Source organism: Bacillus sp. N6, assembly GCF_052805735.1.
Window position 1 is genome coordinate 5086911 of the sequence record NZ_CM127843.1, and the last position, 16048, is coordinate 5102958.

The 16048-nt window shown below is 35.8% G+C and carries 15 protein-coding genes; 7 read left to right on the forward strand and 8 right to left on the reverse strand.

Going from position 1 to position 16048, the window contains the following annotated elements; genetic code table 11:
- Positions 1–517 precede the first annotated feature (517 nt).
- The gene (opuD, locus tag ACUXVC_RS26305) at positions 518–2032 is read right to left on the reverse strand and encodes a glycine betaine transporter OpuD (protein WP_144465754.1); all 1515 of its coding nucleotides are present in this window, start codon (positions 2030–2032) and stop codon (positions 518–520) included.
- 664 nt (positions 2033–2696) lie between these two features.
- Here opuD and ACUXVC_RS26310 point away from each other — a divergent pair.
- On the forward strand, positions 2697–3575 hold the full coding sequence (locus ACUXVC_RS26310) for a cell wall-binding protein EntA (RefSeq protein ID WP_053563347.1): 879 nt from the start codon (positions 2697–2699) through the stop codon (positions 3573–3575).
- A gap of 85 nt (positions 3576–3660) precedes the next feature.
- The gene (locus ACUXVC_RS26315; RefSeq protein WP_075717922.1) at positions 3661–3963 is read left to right on the forward strand and encodes a DUF3910 family protein; all 303 of its coding nucleotides are present in this window, start codon (positions 3661–3663) and stop codon (positions 3961–3963) included.
- A 171-nt stretch (positions 3964–4134) separates the two neighbouring features.
- On the opposite strand, the gene ACUXVC_RS26320 is transcribed toward ACUXVC_RS26315, so the two are convergent.
- From ACUXVC_RS26320 to ACUXVC_RS26330, 3 genes are read right to left on the reverse strand one after another with little or no spacing between them, the layout of a single operon-like run.
- A complete protein-coding gene (locus ACUXVC_RS26320; RefSeq protein WP_095689985.1) occupies positions 4135–5514 on the reverse strand; it encodes a zinc ribbon domain-containing protein in 1380 nt (459 codons plus the stop codon).
- Positions 5515–5526: 12 nt separating this feature from the next.
- A complete protein-coding gene (locus ACUXVC_RS26325; protein ID WP_144465756.1) occupies positions 5527–7077 on the reverse strand; it encodes a zinc ribbon domain-containing protein in 1551 nt (516 codons plus the stop codon).
- Positions 7078–7082: 5 nt separating this feature from the next.
- Positions 7083–7574, reverse strand: coding sequence for a zinc ribbon domain-containing protein (locus tag ACUXVC_RS26330; protein ID WP_001281749.1), 492 nt, complete (start codon positions 7572–7574; stop codon positions 7083–7085).
- A 158-nt stretch (positions 7575–7732) separates the two neighbouring features.
- Between ACUXVC_RS26330 and ACUXVC_RS26335 the strand changes: the two genes are divergently transcribed.
- Together ACUXVC_RS26335 and ACUXVC_RS26340 are read left to right on the forward strand one after the other, a co-directional pair.
- On the forward strand, positions 7733–9352 hold the full coding sequence (locus tag ACUXVC_RS26335; protein WP_144465757.1) for an SWIM zinc finger family protein: 1620 nt from the start codon (positions 7733–7735) through the stop codon (positions 9350–9352).
- Positions 9336–12092: a DEAD/DEAH box helicase gene (locus ACUXVC_RS26340; protein ID WP_095689982.1), complete on the forward strand. Its 2757-nt coding sequence runs from the start codon at positions 9336–9338 to the stop codon at positions 12090–12092. The genes ACUXVC_RS26335 and ACUXVC_RS26340 overlap by 17 nt, the downstream gene beginning before the upstream one ends.
- A 222-nt stretch (positions 12093–12314) precedes the next feature.
- Here the strand turns inward: ACUXVC_RS26340 and ACUXVC_RS26345 are convergent, their stop codons facing one another.
- Positions 12315–12800, reverse strand: coding sequence for a VanZ family protein (locus ACUXVC_RS26345; protein WP_023523524.1), 486 nt, complete (start codon positions 12798–12800; stop codon positions 12315–12317).
- A gap of 111 nt (positions 12801–12911) precedes the next feature.
- On the opposite strand from ACUXVC_RS26345, the gene ACUXVC_RS26350 reads away from it, so the two are divergent.
- On the forward strand, positions 12912–13136 hold the full coding sequence (locus ACUXVC_RS26350) for a DUF1659 domain-containing protein (RefSeq protein ID WP_000963861.1): 225 nt from the start codon (positions 12912–12914) through the stop codon (positions 13134–13136).
- A 115-nt stretch (positions 13137–13251) separates the two neighbouring features.
- Positions 13252–13467, forward strand: coding sequence for a DUF2922 domain-containing protein (locus ACUXVC_RS26355; protein WP_001197593.1), 216 nt, complete (start codon positions 13252–13254; stop codon positions 13465–13467).
- 21 nt (positions 13468–13488) lie between these two features.
- Here the strand turns inward: ACUXVC_RS26355 and ACUXVC_RS26360 are convergent, their stop codons facing one another.
- Positions 13489–13887: a DUF4359 domain-containing protein gene (locus ACUXVC_RS26360; protein WP_000731405.1), complete on the reverse strand. Its 399-nt coding sequence runs from the start codon at positions 13885–13887 to the stop codon at positions 13489–13491.
- 190 nt (positions 13888–14077) lie between these two features.
- On the opposite strand from ACUXVC_RS26360, the gene ACUXVC_RS26365 reads away from it, so the two are divergent.
- Positions 14078–14554 carry a competence protein ComK gene (locus ACUXVC_RS26365; protein WP_000368314.1) on the forward strand — a complete coding sequence of 159 codons (477 nt, stop codon included), beginning with the start codon at positions 14078–14080 and terminating at the stop codon, positions 14552–14554.
- A 54-nt stretch (positions 14555–14608) separates the two neighbouring features.
- Here the strand turns inward: ACUXVC_RS26365 and ACUXVC_RS26370 are convergent, their stop codons facing one another.
- Positions 14609–15079 carry a sigma-70 family RNA polymerase sigma factor gene (locus ACUXVC_RS26370; protein ID WP_000801297.1) on the reverse strand — a complete coding sequence of 157 codons (471 nt, stop codon included), beginning with the start codon at positions 15077–15079 and terminating at the stop codon, positions 14609–14611.
- Positions 15080–15298: 219 nt separating this feature from the next.
- On the reverse strand, positions 15299–15967 hold the full coding sequence (locus ACUXVC_RS26375; protein WP_069356532.1) for a Yip1 family protein: 669 nt from the start codon (positions 15965–15967) through the stop codon (positions 15299–15301).
- Positions 15968–16048: the final 81 nt, after the last annotated feature.

Here is a 16048-nt window from a genome sequence, read left to right on the forward strand (position 1 = left end):
CCAATTGCTTCTCTTGCTGTTCTTTGCGCGTTTCAGTCTTAGGTTCCGTGCTTTCTTGGACACTACGATGTGCCACACGTTTCAAACAAATATGCTTCCACTTTCTTTCGTAACGTTTCATTATTCTAGATGTCCCCCTTGAATGCGCTTTAAAACTATTTGAAATCGCTTACAGGAAATAATATAGCACATATATATAAACGTGACAACACATTTCCGACATATTTTTGACAAAAATACGAATAGAATTCGTAAGGTATCGAATATTGTCGAAACCTATCGTTTTTTCTTCGTATAAAAGGCATACTACTTATATGGTAAAGTATTTTATTTCCCCTACCCGCATCTCAAATTCCTTCTATATAAAGTGAAACTTTCATTAGCCATCACCAATCGGGCTTTTACAAGCAGCTCGATTTATTTGCTTTTGCTGAATTTTGAGGTGGGGTTCTTACTGCTCAGCAAATAGAGGGATAAAAAAAGAGCTGATATGAAATCAGCTCTTTTCCTTCTATTATTAATGACGCTTCATACGTCCTTCTTTTTGTAACTCTTTAAATAAGGCTGCCATCATAAAGAAAATAACAAAGACGAACGGGAATGCTGCAATGATAGCTGCTGTTTGTAATGCTTCTAATCCGCCAATATATAATAGCGTAGAAGCTATCGCGGCTAGAACGATACCCCAAATCATTTTAATACGATTTGGTGGGTTTAAACTACCATGTGTCGTTAACATCCCTAAAACGAATGTTGCAGAGTCTGCAGATGTAATAAAGAATGTTGCAATAAGTAAAATACCTAAAACCGATAAAGCTGATCCAAAGCTGCCCATCTGATCAAACATAGCGAATAATCCTACTTCTGTTCCCATTTCTTTCACTTTGTCGAAGATATGTGCATCACCAAACAGCTCCATATGAATACCAGTACCGCCGAACACAGAGAACCAAAGTGCACCAATTACGGTCGGCACAAGTAACACACCGATAACAAACTCACGAATCGTACGACCTCGTGAAACACGAGCAATAAACGTACCTACGAACGGTGACCACGCAATCCACCATGCCCAATAGAAAATTGTCCATGACTGAATCCATTGATTTCCACCTTCATCCAATGGACTTAAACGGAAGCTCATGCTTGGTAATTCCTGAATATAAGAACCGATTGTTGAAGTGAAGTAATTCATAATAAAGTTTGTTGGACCTGCAAATAATACAATGATCATAAGTGCAAAGGCAAAAATAATATTCGTATTACTTAAATATTTAATTCCTTTATCAAGACCTGTTTGCGCAGATAACATAAATAATACTGTTACGATTGCAATAATAACTAACTGTGTCGTTAATGAGTTCGGGATAGATGTTAAATAACTAACACCACCTGCAATTTGTTTTGCACCGAGACCTAACGACGTTGCAACACCAAACACAGTTGCGAAAACAGCTAACACATCAAACGAATGAGCAATACGTCCGTGTTCCCCGCCCTTAAATAACGGACCTACTGTTGCACTAATCGTACTTGCTTTTCCTTTTCTAAAGGTAAAGTAAGCAATACATAACGCTACAAACGCATATAGTCCCCAAGGATGTAATCCCCAATGGAAAAATGAAAAACGCAGTGCAAGGCGCGCACTTTCCTCAGTTGCACTATCTCCAAACGGAGGTGCGTATAAATGGTTTAATGGTTCGGCAACGCCCCAGAAAACTAAGCCAATACCCATACCAGCACTAAATAACATAGCAAACCATGTCATATAACTATAATCAGGTTCGTCATCATCTTTACCTAAACGAATAGAACCGTATTTCGAAACAATTAAAAAGATAGATACACCTAAAATAATAGAAACGGAAATAATATAAAACCAGCCAAACTTACTAACTAATGCAGTTTGAATTGCGGTTGTTACACTTCCTAAGCTACCTTTTCCAATAATAGATTCGGGAATAATCCCCCAAATTGTAAATGCAATACATAATGTTAATGAAACGATGAATGTTTTTGTCAGTTTCCTCATCAAATCCCCCTTCGTAGGTTTCGTTTTTGTAAATAACATAAATTCCGATATGTAAAATCGGATAGAAAACTATAATTTTGTGGTGATTTTCTTACTTTCACCTTCACCAATTCGAATTCTTATGGACAGCCTTACCTTTCGTATAACCTTTTCACTCTGCAAGAGCTACAAGTTAGAAATACTGCTGTCAAATTGTGTGAGAAAAACGCGGATAGGAATGTATTTTCCTAAAAAAGGATGTGTTACATATGTAAAAAAGGGCAAAGTTCTTCCTTGCAACCCTTTCGTTTTGTAACAATTATGCGGTTTTTTTGCTAGTATATAGCACGTGTTTATAGCTTCACAAACAAAATGTTTATGTTTATATAACTATATTACCCATAAAACGGTAAAATACTCAAGGAATGTAATCGTTTAGTAAACATCATGTAACATTCCTGTAATATTCTTATTTACGTCGAAAAAAACATGTTGTATTAAATATTTTGAATATAACTAGAAACCTATGAGTCATATAGAATGAAAAACGCTTTCCTATATTTTTTGTTATATTACAGGATGTTAACGACTTATTACGAATGGTTTGTAATTGTGTGTTTTCCCCAAATCCGAAAAAATCTGTTGCTATAATGAGGACACGAAAACAAACGCAATGGAGGCTATCATGAAAAAATTAATTGGTATAGCAACAGCAGCAGTTTTTGGTCTTGGGATTTTCACATCATCTGCTAATGCAGAAACTGTTGTAACAACAGACGTACTAAACGTACGCGAAAACCCTACTACGGAATCAAAAGTTGTCGGTAAATTACTAAACGGTAATAAGATAGATGTTCAAAATACAGAGAACGGATGGTCAAAAGTTACTTTAGACGGTAAAGACGCATTCGTAAGTGCAGAGTTCACAAAAAGCATCTACTACGTAACAGCTAACGTATTAAACGTACGTGCTGAAGCGAACACAAACTCAGAAATTCTTGGAAAGTTGAAGAAAGACGATGTAATCGAAACAACGAACCAAGTACAAAATGAGTGGTTACAATTTGAATATAACGGGAAAACAGCTTATGTTCATGTTCCTTTCTTAACAGGTACAGCACCTGTAATTGAGAAACAAGAAACGACTGTTCCTGCTAAAGCTGAAGCACCAGCTAAGGCTCAAGCACCTGCAGCACAAGCAAAACCAGCTGCTAAGCCTGCTGTGAAAGCTGCTGAAACTAACACACCATCTGGTGGTCGTGAGTTAACAGTTGTAGCTACAGCATATACAGCTCACCCGAGCGAAAACGGTGGCACATATGGCGGCCGTGTATTAACTGCAATGGGTCATGATTTAACTGCGAATCCAAACATGAAAATGATCGCTGTTGACCCGAAAGTAATCCCATTAGGATCTAAAGTATGGGTAGAAGGTTACGGAGAAGCTATCGCTGGAGATACTGGTGGTGCAATTAAAGGTAACCGTATCGACATCTTACTTGGATCAGATAGCGCTGCTCAAAAATGGGGACGCAAAACTGTTAAAGTGAAAATTTTAAAATAACCAATGACTGCTAAATTACAAGCCGGTTCTCTTTATTGAGAGCTGGCTTTTATTTATTTATAATACATATAAGGAGGCTATGCCCATGAATGTACAAGCAAAAGTAGACTGGATTGGTACGCCAAAGCCGTACATATATAAAGATGACGTAACATATAACGCTACTTCTATTGATTTCTCACTCGCTGGCGATGATAATCGCTATAAGTTAATTGTGCTCAAGTCTGAAAACAATACACATTACAAAATTGTGCAATATGGAATAAAACCAGGCTCTCAAAAACCATTTCCTATCGACATTCCATTTGAACAAAATATGTTGCCAATTATAGAGCAAATATTACATGATCCGTATGTACAAGCGATATTAAAGGAAACGCACTCATAATTTTAAAAAAATATATCAACGATTTTCCGAATATATCTATCATAAATCGCAATATATCAACGATTTTTCAATTATATCTATCATAACTTACGATATATCAACGGTTTGACACGAAATATCGATTTAGCTACAAAAAAGAAGCTGTTCAAATATTGAACAGCTTCTCTCATATTAACGAGTTGGACCAGATACATCTTCTGATTTCAACGTATTATTTGCACCAAGAGAATGATACAGCATCTTTCCATTTCCATTCACAGTTACAATATGTTCGTTATTAAAACTTTTGAACTTCACAGATCCATCACCGTAACGAATATGATACTCTTCATATGTCGTTACTTTATATTTCGTATCACTTTGACGCTCTACATTACGAACTTCCATCGTTAATAAGTCTTCTGTAATTCCTTTTTTGTGTAAATACTGTATATAATCACGGTCTTCCTTATACGATTTCCCGCTCTTATCATAATTATTTTCAATTAAACTAAAATCATTTAATGAAATTGCACGTACGTTATCATAAATATGATTTTTTACAAATTCGCCCACTGCTGAATTTGATGTTTCTTTCGGGAATTTTAAGTAATACGTGCTTTGGTCTCCAATTTTAATACTTTCAGATTTCATCACACCAAAATCAGTAGTTTTCTCTAAATGTACTTCTACTGTTTCATCTGTGGATACAGGACCAAGCTTATAACTTCCATAACTTAATTTTCCACGTTTTTTCCCGTTCACAAATACAGTTGCATCACTTTCATCAGAAGAAATGCTTACATACTTGCCTTCAAGCGATAAATCAATTTTCACTTTCTCGCTCTGTTCATCCGCTAAATCTACTTCTTTCTCTGTTTCTAATTCAGTAAGTTCTGTCTTCGCCGTTGCCTTTACAACATATGTACCTGGGAAGTATGGCCCCAACTCTTTCGAATTTTTATCACTAGAAAGCTCTGTTTCTTTTTTGTCATTCACATATATTTCTGCATTCTTTGCAGTTGTACTTACATTCATATAATAAGATTTCATGCTGAACTTATACTTTGGATATAAGAACCACTCTTTTCCCTCTTCTACTATTTCCCCGTCTTTAAATGCAGCTTTATCTTTTGTTAACTTTTGATCTACTGTCTCTTTCTGTAAATAAGACAACAATTGTTTGTTGTAAGAAGGATTCTCTTTTAAATAATGCATGTACGCTTTAATATCCTCTGTCTTAATCTTTAAGCTTGAATCATTTGCTTTCACAAACTCATCAATTGCGTTAATATCTTTCTTTTGGAATGCTTCAATCATTACATTTACTTGCTTTTCTTTTGAAAACTTATATGCTCCAAATTTATATGCCCCAAATAATAAAATAACAATAATAGCTAAACCAATGATTAAAAATAAATTTTTCTTACTTTTCACTGGTTTTGTCTCGCTTTGTAATTCTGTATATGAAGCAGCAGTGTTATCAACGATTACTTCTACTTTACTCCCACACTCAGGACAAAAGTTCAAATGGTCTGCAACGTTCTTTTTACATGTTCCACAAAACTTCAACGTGCTCTCCTCCTATTTTTTAGCTAATTTCATTCCAGCAAATGCTGCTACATATGTCACAATCAAGCTAAACAAAGTTAAATATATAAATGAATTTTGCATAGATAATACCGTTCCACTTGTTCCAAATAAACCTGTTACAGTTCCTGAAACATTAATTTGGAACTTAGAAATCATATTCATTACAATCATCATAATTGTGTAAGAACCACTACATACCGCTAATGTAATATATATATTGGCAGTCGGTAATTTAGCTAACTTTCTTCCCGCTCTAAACATAAAGAACAATGGAATAATAAGCAGTAATAAACCATAATGGAATACGTTATTCACTTTATCAAATTCTGCAAGGCTTTCCTCATTTGCTCCTTTTGAAATCAATATCTCTCTGAGCTCTACGCCATTTACAGAGACGCCTGATATAAATGAAAACGATAGTGTGCTCTCATATGCTTTTGATTTCTTACCAATTCCAGTAAATTCCTTACTAAGTGCTGGACTTGATACTTCTAACGGCGCAAAATGAGCCATACTCCATAATTGAGGTGTTAACTCTAATGCTAATAATGTACTTTCTGATTTTAAAGTTGTTATTTCTTTTAATGGTTCAATACCATCTTCCTTACTTACTAACGCCATAATACAAACCGCTACCGCTGTTACTAAAAGTCCTTTTATCATAGCTGAAACACCGTAATAAACAGACGCTCCATATGGCATTAACTCTTGAAATGCTGCTGCCATATTGTTTTTGCTTGTATGAGCAATAAATCCTAATAAGGTAAATAATGTCCCACATACAAAACCACTCAATAAACTCTTAATCGCTGAATAGCCAACCGTAATCTTACCTGCATCTGAGAATGGAATTGCAAAAGATTGTGATGCTATAAAACTTATAATGAATAAAAAGACGCCATAAATAATACCAACTGTTGATGCCATAAAAATTTGATCTTTAATCGTTTTCGCAACATGCTGTTTCCCTAACCAAATTCCTGTACCAACGAAAATAATAAATGGAATGATTAGTAGTAATGTAAATGGAGTATGCCAAGATAAAGAAAATATCAATCCACTATCGTCGTTAGCTGTAAAACCAAGTAAATGATAACTTAACATCGTAGAAGTTGCACTCGAATAAAAATTCGGCAACATATCTAATTCTTTCGCAAATTTGCTAAACATCTCACTTATTATAGAAGCAAATAATAAACTACCAATCCAACCAGCAATTAACATGAGAATACTTGCAACAGCCCCACCAATAAAACCTTTTTGTAAAACGGCTTTATCTGCTTTAAATTCAACTTTAGAAGCACCATCCATTGTAGGCAATTTTACAGATTGTTCTTTTTTCTTCGCAACAAATAAAGAATACCCACACCTTTGACAATATAAATTTTTTTGAGCATTTTCATTGCCACAACCTTTGCAGTATTTTGCAGTATCTTTTTCTAATGTTATTGCATCTATAGCTCCTGCAATCTCCATACTACCTTCATTTGGACAATAATTTACTTCTTCACCATGTTGTTTTCCACATGTGCGACAATACATTTAATTCACTCCCCACTTTGCTTAATTCCACAAACTGGACAGTAAGTAGAGTTTTTATCGATATGCTCATTACATGAAATACAATTTACCGTTTCACCTTCATTTTCTACTGCTAACATTGGGTTAGGCTTTCCACACGAACCACAAAACTTATCATTTATTGATAAGGGTCCACCACATTCACATGTAGCTTTTTCACCTTGTTGTTTTTGCAATTCAACAATGCGTTTTCTTGCTTGATAAATAGCTACATCAAATTCTTGAACTGGAGCAATCATTTCTTTTAAGCTCGCTTCATTTACTCCATTTCCTCTTAATTGAACGTACACTTGCTGTCCAACCTCTAATAGAACCTCTGCTTTTTTCTGCATTTGCACTTGCATTCCCTTTTTCAATTGAGCAATTTCTTGTGCAACTTGCAACTTCATTTTCCCTTGTTCTATTCCTTCTTGTAACTTATTCATTCCACTACCTAACTTCGTCTGTAAATCTGACAAATCATTTCTCCTCCTATACGTATATATTCATATATGAAATTAACATTTTATATATTACCATGATTTTCAAGTTATGTAATCCAAATTTCATTTTTTCTGTTTTGAGCATTTTTTGTTTATAATGGTAAAGGAAAGAAATATGTGTACGGAGGAATATTATGCTGCAACACTCAATTACGAAAGATGAAATTATGATGATTGCGAATGAGTTCGTTCAAGGACTAGATCCACAGCAAACAGCTGATCAGGAACATGTCGCTACAGCTCGGCACCTATATCGTAGTGGTGTTGTCTACAACGTTGACTTTGATGGTTATACACTATCAGGAACTGTAGATGCGGACGGCAACGTATATAGCGTTCATATTCCGATTCGTAACGTCGCTGAAAGTTATTGTGATTGCTTCGCACCAACACAATGTGAGCATATGCTTGCTGTATTACTATCTGCAGCGTCTAGTTTCGGGCAAGTAGGAGATGTATTAACTTTATTTAAAAATAATACGAAACCTTCCCTTCCTCCTATTCGAACTGCAAGACAAGTATTGCAATCATCAGCTTTTGAAGAAACCGATTATAAAAGTTGGCAATCGTATTTTGAAAAAGAATATGAATCATTTAAAAAAGAACAAGCTCGGCTTACTTATAAACAAATGTATTTTCTTATGAGTATCTTTACAGATTTCTATACGAAACTTGAGCGGAAAGCTCCGCGTGTCATTGCGATACATGAATTATTCAGGTTACACGCAGCACTTTACTGCTTTCAAAAGTTATTAGAAGAAATTCAGGCATTCGACGCAAACAAAACGTATTCTTATCACCAACCTGTTAATGTCATTCGCCTATTTGTAGACAAAGTGGAATCCATCGTTCGGGACTTACAATCAGAAGCGATTCCTTCAGAGTCTGAAATAATTTTACAAGAAACAGCTCGTCTCGTTCATGAAGTATTCTTCTCTACCGACACTTATACGCAAGAGCGATTTTTCATTTATCGTCACATATGGAGTGAACTTTTAAACAATAAAGAGAAAATACAAGAAGAAGAAAAACGAATCGATACGAAAATCAATCCACTATCCAAAGCGTTAGCGTCTTCCCATCTTCTCTTTTTGAATGACGAAGATCTACTAGCGATGGACTTACTAAAAAAACAGCCTGCTTCTGTTGTGAGTCTATACTTCTATTGGTTAGAAGAACTATTAAGTGCCATGCAGTGGGATCGTGCGAAAAATTGGCTTTCCTTTACGTATAAACAAGTAAAGAAAACAATCCAAGATCACGAAAATACGATTTTTATAAAAGATGTCGTTCGCCTATTTGTAATCATGTATGAAACATATGCAACACATACAAATGAACAAGCTGGTTTCGAAATGATCTTACAAGAACTATTACCGTATAGTTTCACAAACTATGAACAGTACGTACTCGCGAAAAAACAGTATCGCACATGGGCAGAGCTTCATCTCCTATATGGATTTGAAGCAATTGAACTGTTAAAAGAGCCACTGAAAGATATTGAAAAAGAAGCGCCAGAAGCGGCACTTCCTCTTTACCATCTTGCTGCTGTAGAGGCAATTGAAGAACGAAATCGCAAATCATATAAACGCGCAGTTCGTTACTTAAAGAAATTACGTACATTATATAAACGATTAAAACGCACCGATGAATGGGATGCTTTCATTATTCACATCGCCAATCTCCATTCACGTCTGCGTGCACTACAAGAGGAATTACGGAAAGGAAAATTAATCGATGATCAATCAAACTGAAGTAACAATTAGGCTCCAGCATGTTAGTCAAGGTTGGTTCCTTTGGGGAGAAGATGACAGCGGTACTCCATTATCCGTAACAAGTTGGAAACGAAATGCATTCACATGGCACTCCACTTCTTTCTACGGTACGTTTCTAAAAGAAGCAACCTTCGAAGGAAAACAAGGTGTTATGCTAACAAACGCACAAGCATTTGAATACATTGCAAACAAACCGATGAATTCATTTGCACATATGCAAATAAACGGACCTATTACAGCCCTTACGAAAGATGCAAATGAATTATGGGATGCCTTTACGAGTGGCAGCTTCGTACCAGATATGAATCATTGGTCCAAACAACCATCTTGGAAAGTTCAAAATACACCAATTGAAGATGACACATTAGCATCTCTTTTCTCAGCAGCAGTTAATGAAAGCATATTACAAGATAATCGCTCAAATGACGGCTGGGAAGATGCCAAAAGACTATATGAACATTACGACTTTACGAAAAGACAATTGGAAACAGCACTACATGAAGAAGATTGGCTTCGAAAAATTGGTTATATTGAAGATGATCTTCCGTTTACAATCGGACTAAGACTGCAAGAACCACAAGAAGAATTTGAAATGTGGAAGCTTGAAACAATTGTGACACCAAAGCGCGGGGCGCATCGCATATATGTATATGAAAACATCGATTCCTTACCGAAAAGATGGCACGATTACGAAGAACGGATTACAGAAACACAAGAAGGTTTTAGTAAGCTCATACCGTGGTTAAAAGAAGAAGATACGTTCCGAAATGAGCTCTTTGAAACCGAAGCGTGGAACTTCTTAACAGAAGCAAGCAATGAATTACTTGCAGCTGGCATTACAATTTTACTACCATCATGGTGGCAAAATTTAAAAGCAACAAAACCGAAATTACGTGTCCAGTTGAAGCAAAATACAGCACAAACACAATCGTTCTTCGGTATGAATACGCTCGTTAATTTTGACTGGCGCATTTCGACAAACGGCATTGATTTATCAGAAAGCGAATTTTTCGAACTCGTTGAACAAAACAAACGTCTATTTAATATAAACGGTCAATGGATGCGACTAGATCCAGCCTTTATCGAAGAAGTAAGGAAACTCATGAACCGTGCCGATAAATACGGACTAGAGATGAAAGATGTCCTGCAGCAACATTTATCAAATACGGCTGAAACGGAAATTGTAGAAGATAATAGCCCGTTTACTGATATTGAAATCGAACTAGATGGATATTATGAAGAACTCTTCCAGAAGCTGCTTCATATTGGAGATATTCCAAAAGTAGATGTCCCTACTTCACTAAACGCAACACTTCGTCCGTATCAACAACACGGTATTGAATGGTTATTATATTTACGAAAGCTTGGATTTGGAGCATTGCTAGCTGACGATATGGGACTCGGTAAAAGTATTCAAACAATCTCTTACTTACTATATATAAAAGAAAACAATCTCAAAACAGGCCCTGCATTAATCGTAGCGCCGACATCTGTTCTTGGAAATTGGCAAAAAGAATTTGAGCGTTTCGCACCGAATTTACGTGTTCAATTACATTACGGAAGTAATAGAGATAAGGGCAATTTATTTGAAGATTTCCTTCAATCGGCAGATGTTGTATTAACATCTTATGCATTGGCTCAGCTCGATGAGGAAGAACTGACTTCATTATGCTGGGATGCTGTTATTTTGGATGAAGCACAAAATATTAAGAACCCACATACGAAACAGTCGAAAGCAGTACGAAACTTGCAAGCAAATCACAAAATCGCTTTAACTGGTACGCCGATGGAAAATCGCCTCGCTGAACTTTGGTCCATTTTCGACTTTATTAATCATGGATATCTCGGAAGCTTAGGGCAATTCCAGCGCCGCTTCGTCACACCGATTGAAAAAGATCGTGATGAAGGAAAAATCCAACAAGTTCAACGGTTTATCTCACCATTTTTACTGCGCCGAACGAAGAAAGATCAAACAGTCGCATTAAATTTACCAGATAAACAAGAACAAAAAGCTTACTGTCCTCTTACTGGTGAACAAGCTTCCTTATATGAACAACTTGTTCAAGATACACTGCAAAATGTCGAAGGATTAAGCGGAATTGAAAGACGTGGCTTTATATTACTTATGCTGAACAAGCTAAAACAAATTTGTAATCATCCTGCTCTTTATTTAAAAGAAGAAGAGCCACAAAATGTCGTTGAACGCTCCATGAAAACAAAAATATTAATGGAGCTCATCGAAAATATAAAAAATCAAAATGAAAGTTGCCTCATCTTCACTCAATACATCGGCATGGGGAACATGCTAAAACGTGTGCTAGAAGAAAAATTCGGCCAGCGTGTCCTCTTCTTAAACGGTAGTGTACCGAAAAAAGATCGTGACAAGATGATTGAGGAATTCCAAAATGGAACGTATGACATTTTTATCTTATCCTTAAAAGCTGGCGGAACAGGATTAAACTTAACCGCTGCCAACCATGTCATTCACTACGATCGTTGGTGGAATCCAGCTGTGGAAAATCAAGCAACAGACCGCGCATATCGTATCGGTCAAAAACGATTTGTTCATGTTCACAAACTCATTACAACAGGAACATTAGAAGAAAAAATTGATGAAATGCTAGAAAGAAAACAATCTCTAAACAATGCGGTCATCACAAGCGATAGTTGGATGACTGAACTATCAACAGACGAACTAAAAGAATTACTTGGTGTATAAAGTGAAACTTTAATCAGTGGAGGTTTTGTTCATCCCCACTGATTATTAGTTGAACCAATCGGGCTTTTACGGGCAGTTGATCACCTCCCTAACTTCTTTGCTTTCGCTGAATTTTGAGGTGGGGGTCTTACTGCCCGTTAATGCGGGATAAAGTGAAACTTTAATCAGGCCAGTTACGGGAAATTTTACTACCCGCAAAAAAGAGCTAATCTCGAAATGAGATTAGCTCTTTTTTCTATTCCAAAACCAATTACTTATTATAATCCCGGTTAATCCGCCGCACGTATCAAGCAATGAATCTTGCCACATTGGTGTACGGTCCCCCGTATACCATTGATGGATTTCATCAAATGTTGCATAACCTGCCACGAAAAGAAGGGCATATATAAAACATCTTTTCCTCGAATGACCTGATCGATGAAAAGCGTAATAAATCAATGAACCTAGCATAAAGAACACCATAAAATGAGCACCTTTACGAAGGAAAAACTCAATAAATCCGCCTACACCTTTATTGGCAATACTAACAGGGGTTCCTCCACCATAATCGATAGATACCCATGAAAAATGCTCTTTCACAAATTCAACATTCACATATTGTTCAATATCTGAACGCATATCCTGCTTTTTATATGGTTGTGCCGAAGAATAGAAAATCAGCCCCATCCATAGTAATACAGGAATCCAAAATAACCATTTACGATTCATTATCCAGAATTCTCCTCTCTTAATCTTTTAAGGGTACCAAAAAAAAGAAAAAATTTCACGCCAAAACATGACATTTGTACCCTATTTATAAAGTGAAAGGAGGTGATACACATGGCAATTGAAACAATCGTAATGGATTTAACTTTACGTCTTGTCTTAAACAACGGATTAGATAAGAACGGCAAAACAGTTTTCAAGAGCAAACAATTTAAACGTGTTAAAACAAATGCGAGCTTAGATCAAGTACACAACGTAGCTCATGCTCTCGCTTCCTTACAAGCATCACCACTTCACGCTGTACAACTTGTTAGCACATCAGATCTTTCTAAACTATAAAGTAAAACTCGGATCAGTGGGGATTTTATTCATCCCCGCTGATTATTAGCCGCAATTTAACCAGCAGACCCGAGTCCCGTAAATAGCGGGATAAATACAAAGGAGGGAATAACACATGCAAGTACTAGAGTTAATTTTCGCGAAAGAAGATGGAAAAACAGTCGTTTTTTCTATCGATACGCCCATCACACCAATCGATGCACAAGTCGTAAATCAAGTAATGGATACAATCCTTGCCTCATCTGTATTTTCATCCATTGATGAAAATACAAGAAAAAAGGGAGCTCGCCTTGTAGAAAAAAATGTATCTGAAGTTCCAATTACTCTATAAAATGAAAAAGACGAATCTGCATCATTTTGCAGATTCGTCTTTTTTCTTCGGCATTTCAATCGGAATAAAAATCTTTGAAAAACCGACGCATACGTACTTATAATGTTCTTCACCTATATCAAACTCAGTCGTATATGTTGAGAAGAATATATAATCATTTCGCTTCGTATAATGATCAATTAATAACCCAACTTGTGGCTCAACATACTTTTTCGCTAACTTTTTACCGGCCGATGCCAAGTCGCCAAGGAGACCCTCTTCATTCTCTTTTTGAACTTCATCTAGCTTCTTACTCACATCATTACGCTTCATAAACTGCTTCGCTGCCCATTCTGTATATTCTCCTTTACTCGGATTGCTGTTTGCTAAATATACTAGGAGAACGACAACTAAAGCCATAATAATATACTTTTTCTTCATACTATATCACCGCCTACTCTTTTCTATTTTCATATATATGTACAAGCGATGCAAATTAGAAAGACTATCACCTATTGATTGTAAACGAATAGCCAAAATTTACAATATGAAATAGAATATTAACAATTAATTTACTTAATTTATATATAATTATATTCAGAATGAAAATTATAAGGGAGGATATAGAATTATGGATAATGAAAACAACATTTTTATTTCTAGTTCTACAATGATGCTTGAACCATGTAAACACCCTTATTACCGTACAAAAATTATCGACAGTAGCGGGAACCATCTTTACTCTTGTCAAACTGCTCTCCAACTTATACAGAAATCTTGTCTAACAAATATTCATTCTACTTATCAAGGGAGACGTAATGCTGTAAAAACAAAATTTAAATTTAAACAAAACGTTCCAATTCCGATCAATCATAGAGAATATATTTGTGCTTTCCCAACAGAATCTCCTGCTTCTCCAAATTGTATTTGGCTTTTCTTTAAACATGTTCATACAATAGAGTTTTTCCAAAAAGCTAAACGAGCTAAAATTCATTTTTCAAACGGAGCTACCGTAACGATACAAATTAGTTCCCATAAGCTAAGTCAGCAATTATGGAAAGCTGGATATGTATTATCCCAAATGAACATGCAAGATTCATCACCTTAATAACAAATAGAATGGAAGGTAGTATTTCCTTACCTTCCATTCTATTTGTTATTTTTATCCTCTTACACTATCTCGCATTTTCTCGAGTGCTTGCCGATACATCCATCTTACTTGATAATATGTCATTTCCGTCTCTAAAGCGATTTCTCCCATCGTCTTCCCTACAAAAAAACGTTCAAAAATAATATACTTCTCCTTCTCGTCTAACACACTCATAAAATCCTTCACTCTCATTTCAACATCTTCAAAATGAAAGATGTCCTCATACTCTCCTACACATACACATCTTTCTTGTACAGTAGATTCTTTCTTCAATCTTTCTAATATATAACCACGCACCGTTACAAGTGCATATGCAGGGAAATACCCCTTCTTTGCATCAAATCTTTCATACGCATGCCAAAGACCAATTAAACCACATTGATAATACTCTTCATAATCTTGGCGAATACCTAATTTCTTTATTTGATTTACAATCATTCCTTCATACAAAACAACTGCCTCTGTAAAAGTCGCTGGCTTCACACAGTACCCGTTTCTAAAAGGTATACCTTTCTAGTATTCCGCGGTACCTTCACAATATAAAAATAAAGAAAAGATTTCACTGTGAGTAATTTCAAATACTACCGACGGAATTTGAAATTACACTATGTAGTATTTGAAATTTTGTTGGCGGTATTTGAAGTAAGGGTAAAAATAAAAAAGGTGACTCTCTTGAAGAGTCACCTTTTTTATTTTATTTCCTTATTGGAACATACCTTGTAAAGCTCCCATTCCAAGAGTTAAAACAAAGAAAACAATAGTAATAATTGTTGCCTGCTTTTTAGTTAAACCTGCTGTAATTTGAAGACCTAGCCATGTAACTGCATATCCCCAGATTGTAAACACTTCAAATTTACTTACAATGCCTTTTACAACACCACTACTTGAAGCAAAGATTGGCTCTAGGCCAGTGTACATTTCTTGACCTGATCCACCTAAAATATATGCTAAAATCGTATTTATTAATAAACCTAGTAATGAAATAACACTTGAATATACAGTAATCGCTAATAACTTTTTAAAAGAAGTATCATTGCTTATAAACACCATTAACACTTTATACACCACAGCACTAAGTAGAAAGACAAATGCCATACTAATAGCAATTACCCCAAATCCCATACCGTATGTCATTGCAGCTGAAACAGTAACACCTAATTCCTTATTAAGTTTAATTGCCTCAGGTGTTAGAGAATATACATAAGCAGCAAATCCCCCAACAAGCCCAGCTATTAAAACAAGTAGCCAAAATGCACCCCAAACTGCATTACTCGTCTTCATTCTCTCAAACTGCTCACCTGGAGAAGTAATCATTCCAAATAATGATGGCTTTTTTGAAACTACATCTTGCGTATTAATATTCGCTTCCATTATAACGCCTCCTTCTATTTATATAACCCGTTCTAACGGGCGGTTCACTTCCTCACGCAAGAGGCTACGAACCGCCCACTA

What these genes read in the sequence shown, in the direction of transcription:
- opuD (WP_144465754.1), bottom strand. Translation starts at nt 2,032, where the DNA reads ATGAGGAAACTGACAAAAACATTCATCGTTTCATTAACATTATGTATT.
- ACUXVC_RS26310 (WP_053563347.1), top strand. Translation starts at nt 2,697, where the DNA reads ATGAAAAAATTAATTGGTATAGCAACAGCAGCAGTTTTTGGTCTTGGG.
- ACUXVC_RS26315 (WP_075717922.1), top strand. Translation starts at nt 3,661, where the DNA reads ATGAATGTACAAGCAAAAGTAGACTGGATTGGTACGCCAAAGCCGTAC.
- ACUXVC_RS26325 (WP_144465756.1), bottom strand. Translation starts at nt 7,077, where the DNA reads ATGTATTGTCGCACATGTGGAAAACAACATGGTGAAGAAGTAAATTAT.
- ACUXVC_RS26335 (WP_144465757.1), top strand. Translation starts at nt 7,733, where the DNA reads ATGCTGCAACACTCAATTACGAAAGATGAAATTATGATGATTGCGAAT.
- ACUXVC_RS26340 (WP_095689982.1), top strand. Translation starts at nt 9,336, where the DNA reads ATGATCAATCAAACTGAAGTAACAATTAGGCTCCAGCATGTTAGTCAA.
- ACUXVC_RS26345 (WP_023523524.1), bottom strand. Translation starts at nt 12,800, where the DNA reads ATGAATCGTAAATGGTTATTTTGGATTCCTGTATTACTATGGATGGGG.
- ACUXVC_RS26350 (WP_000963861.1), top strand. Translation starts at nt 12,912, where the DNA reads ATGGCAATTGAAACAATCGTAATGGATTTAACTTTACGTCTTGTCTTA.
- ACUXVC_RS26355 (WP_001197593.1), top strand. Translation starts at nt 13,252, where the DNA reads ATGCAAGTACTAGAGTTAATTTTCGCGAAAGAAGATGGAAAAACAGTC.
- ACUXVC_RS26360 (WP_000731405.1), bottom strand. Translation starts at nt 13,887, where the DNA reads ATGAAGAAAAAGTATATTATTATGGCTTTAGTTGTCGTTCTCCTAGTA.
- ACUXVC_RS26365 (WP_000368314.1), top strand. Translation starts at nt 14,078, where the DNA reads ATGGATAATGAAAACAACATTTTTATTTCTAGTTCTACAATGATGCTT.
- ACUXVC_RS26375 (WP_069356532.1), bottom strand. Translation starts at nt 15,967, where the DNA reads ATGGAAGCGAATATTAATACGCAAGATGTAGTTTCAAAAAAGCCATCA.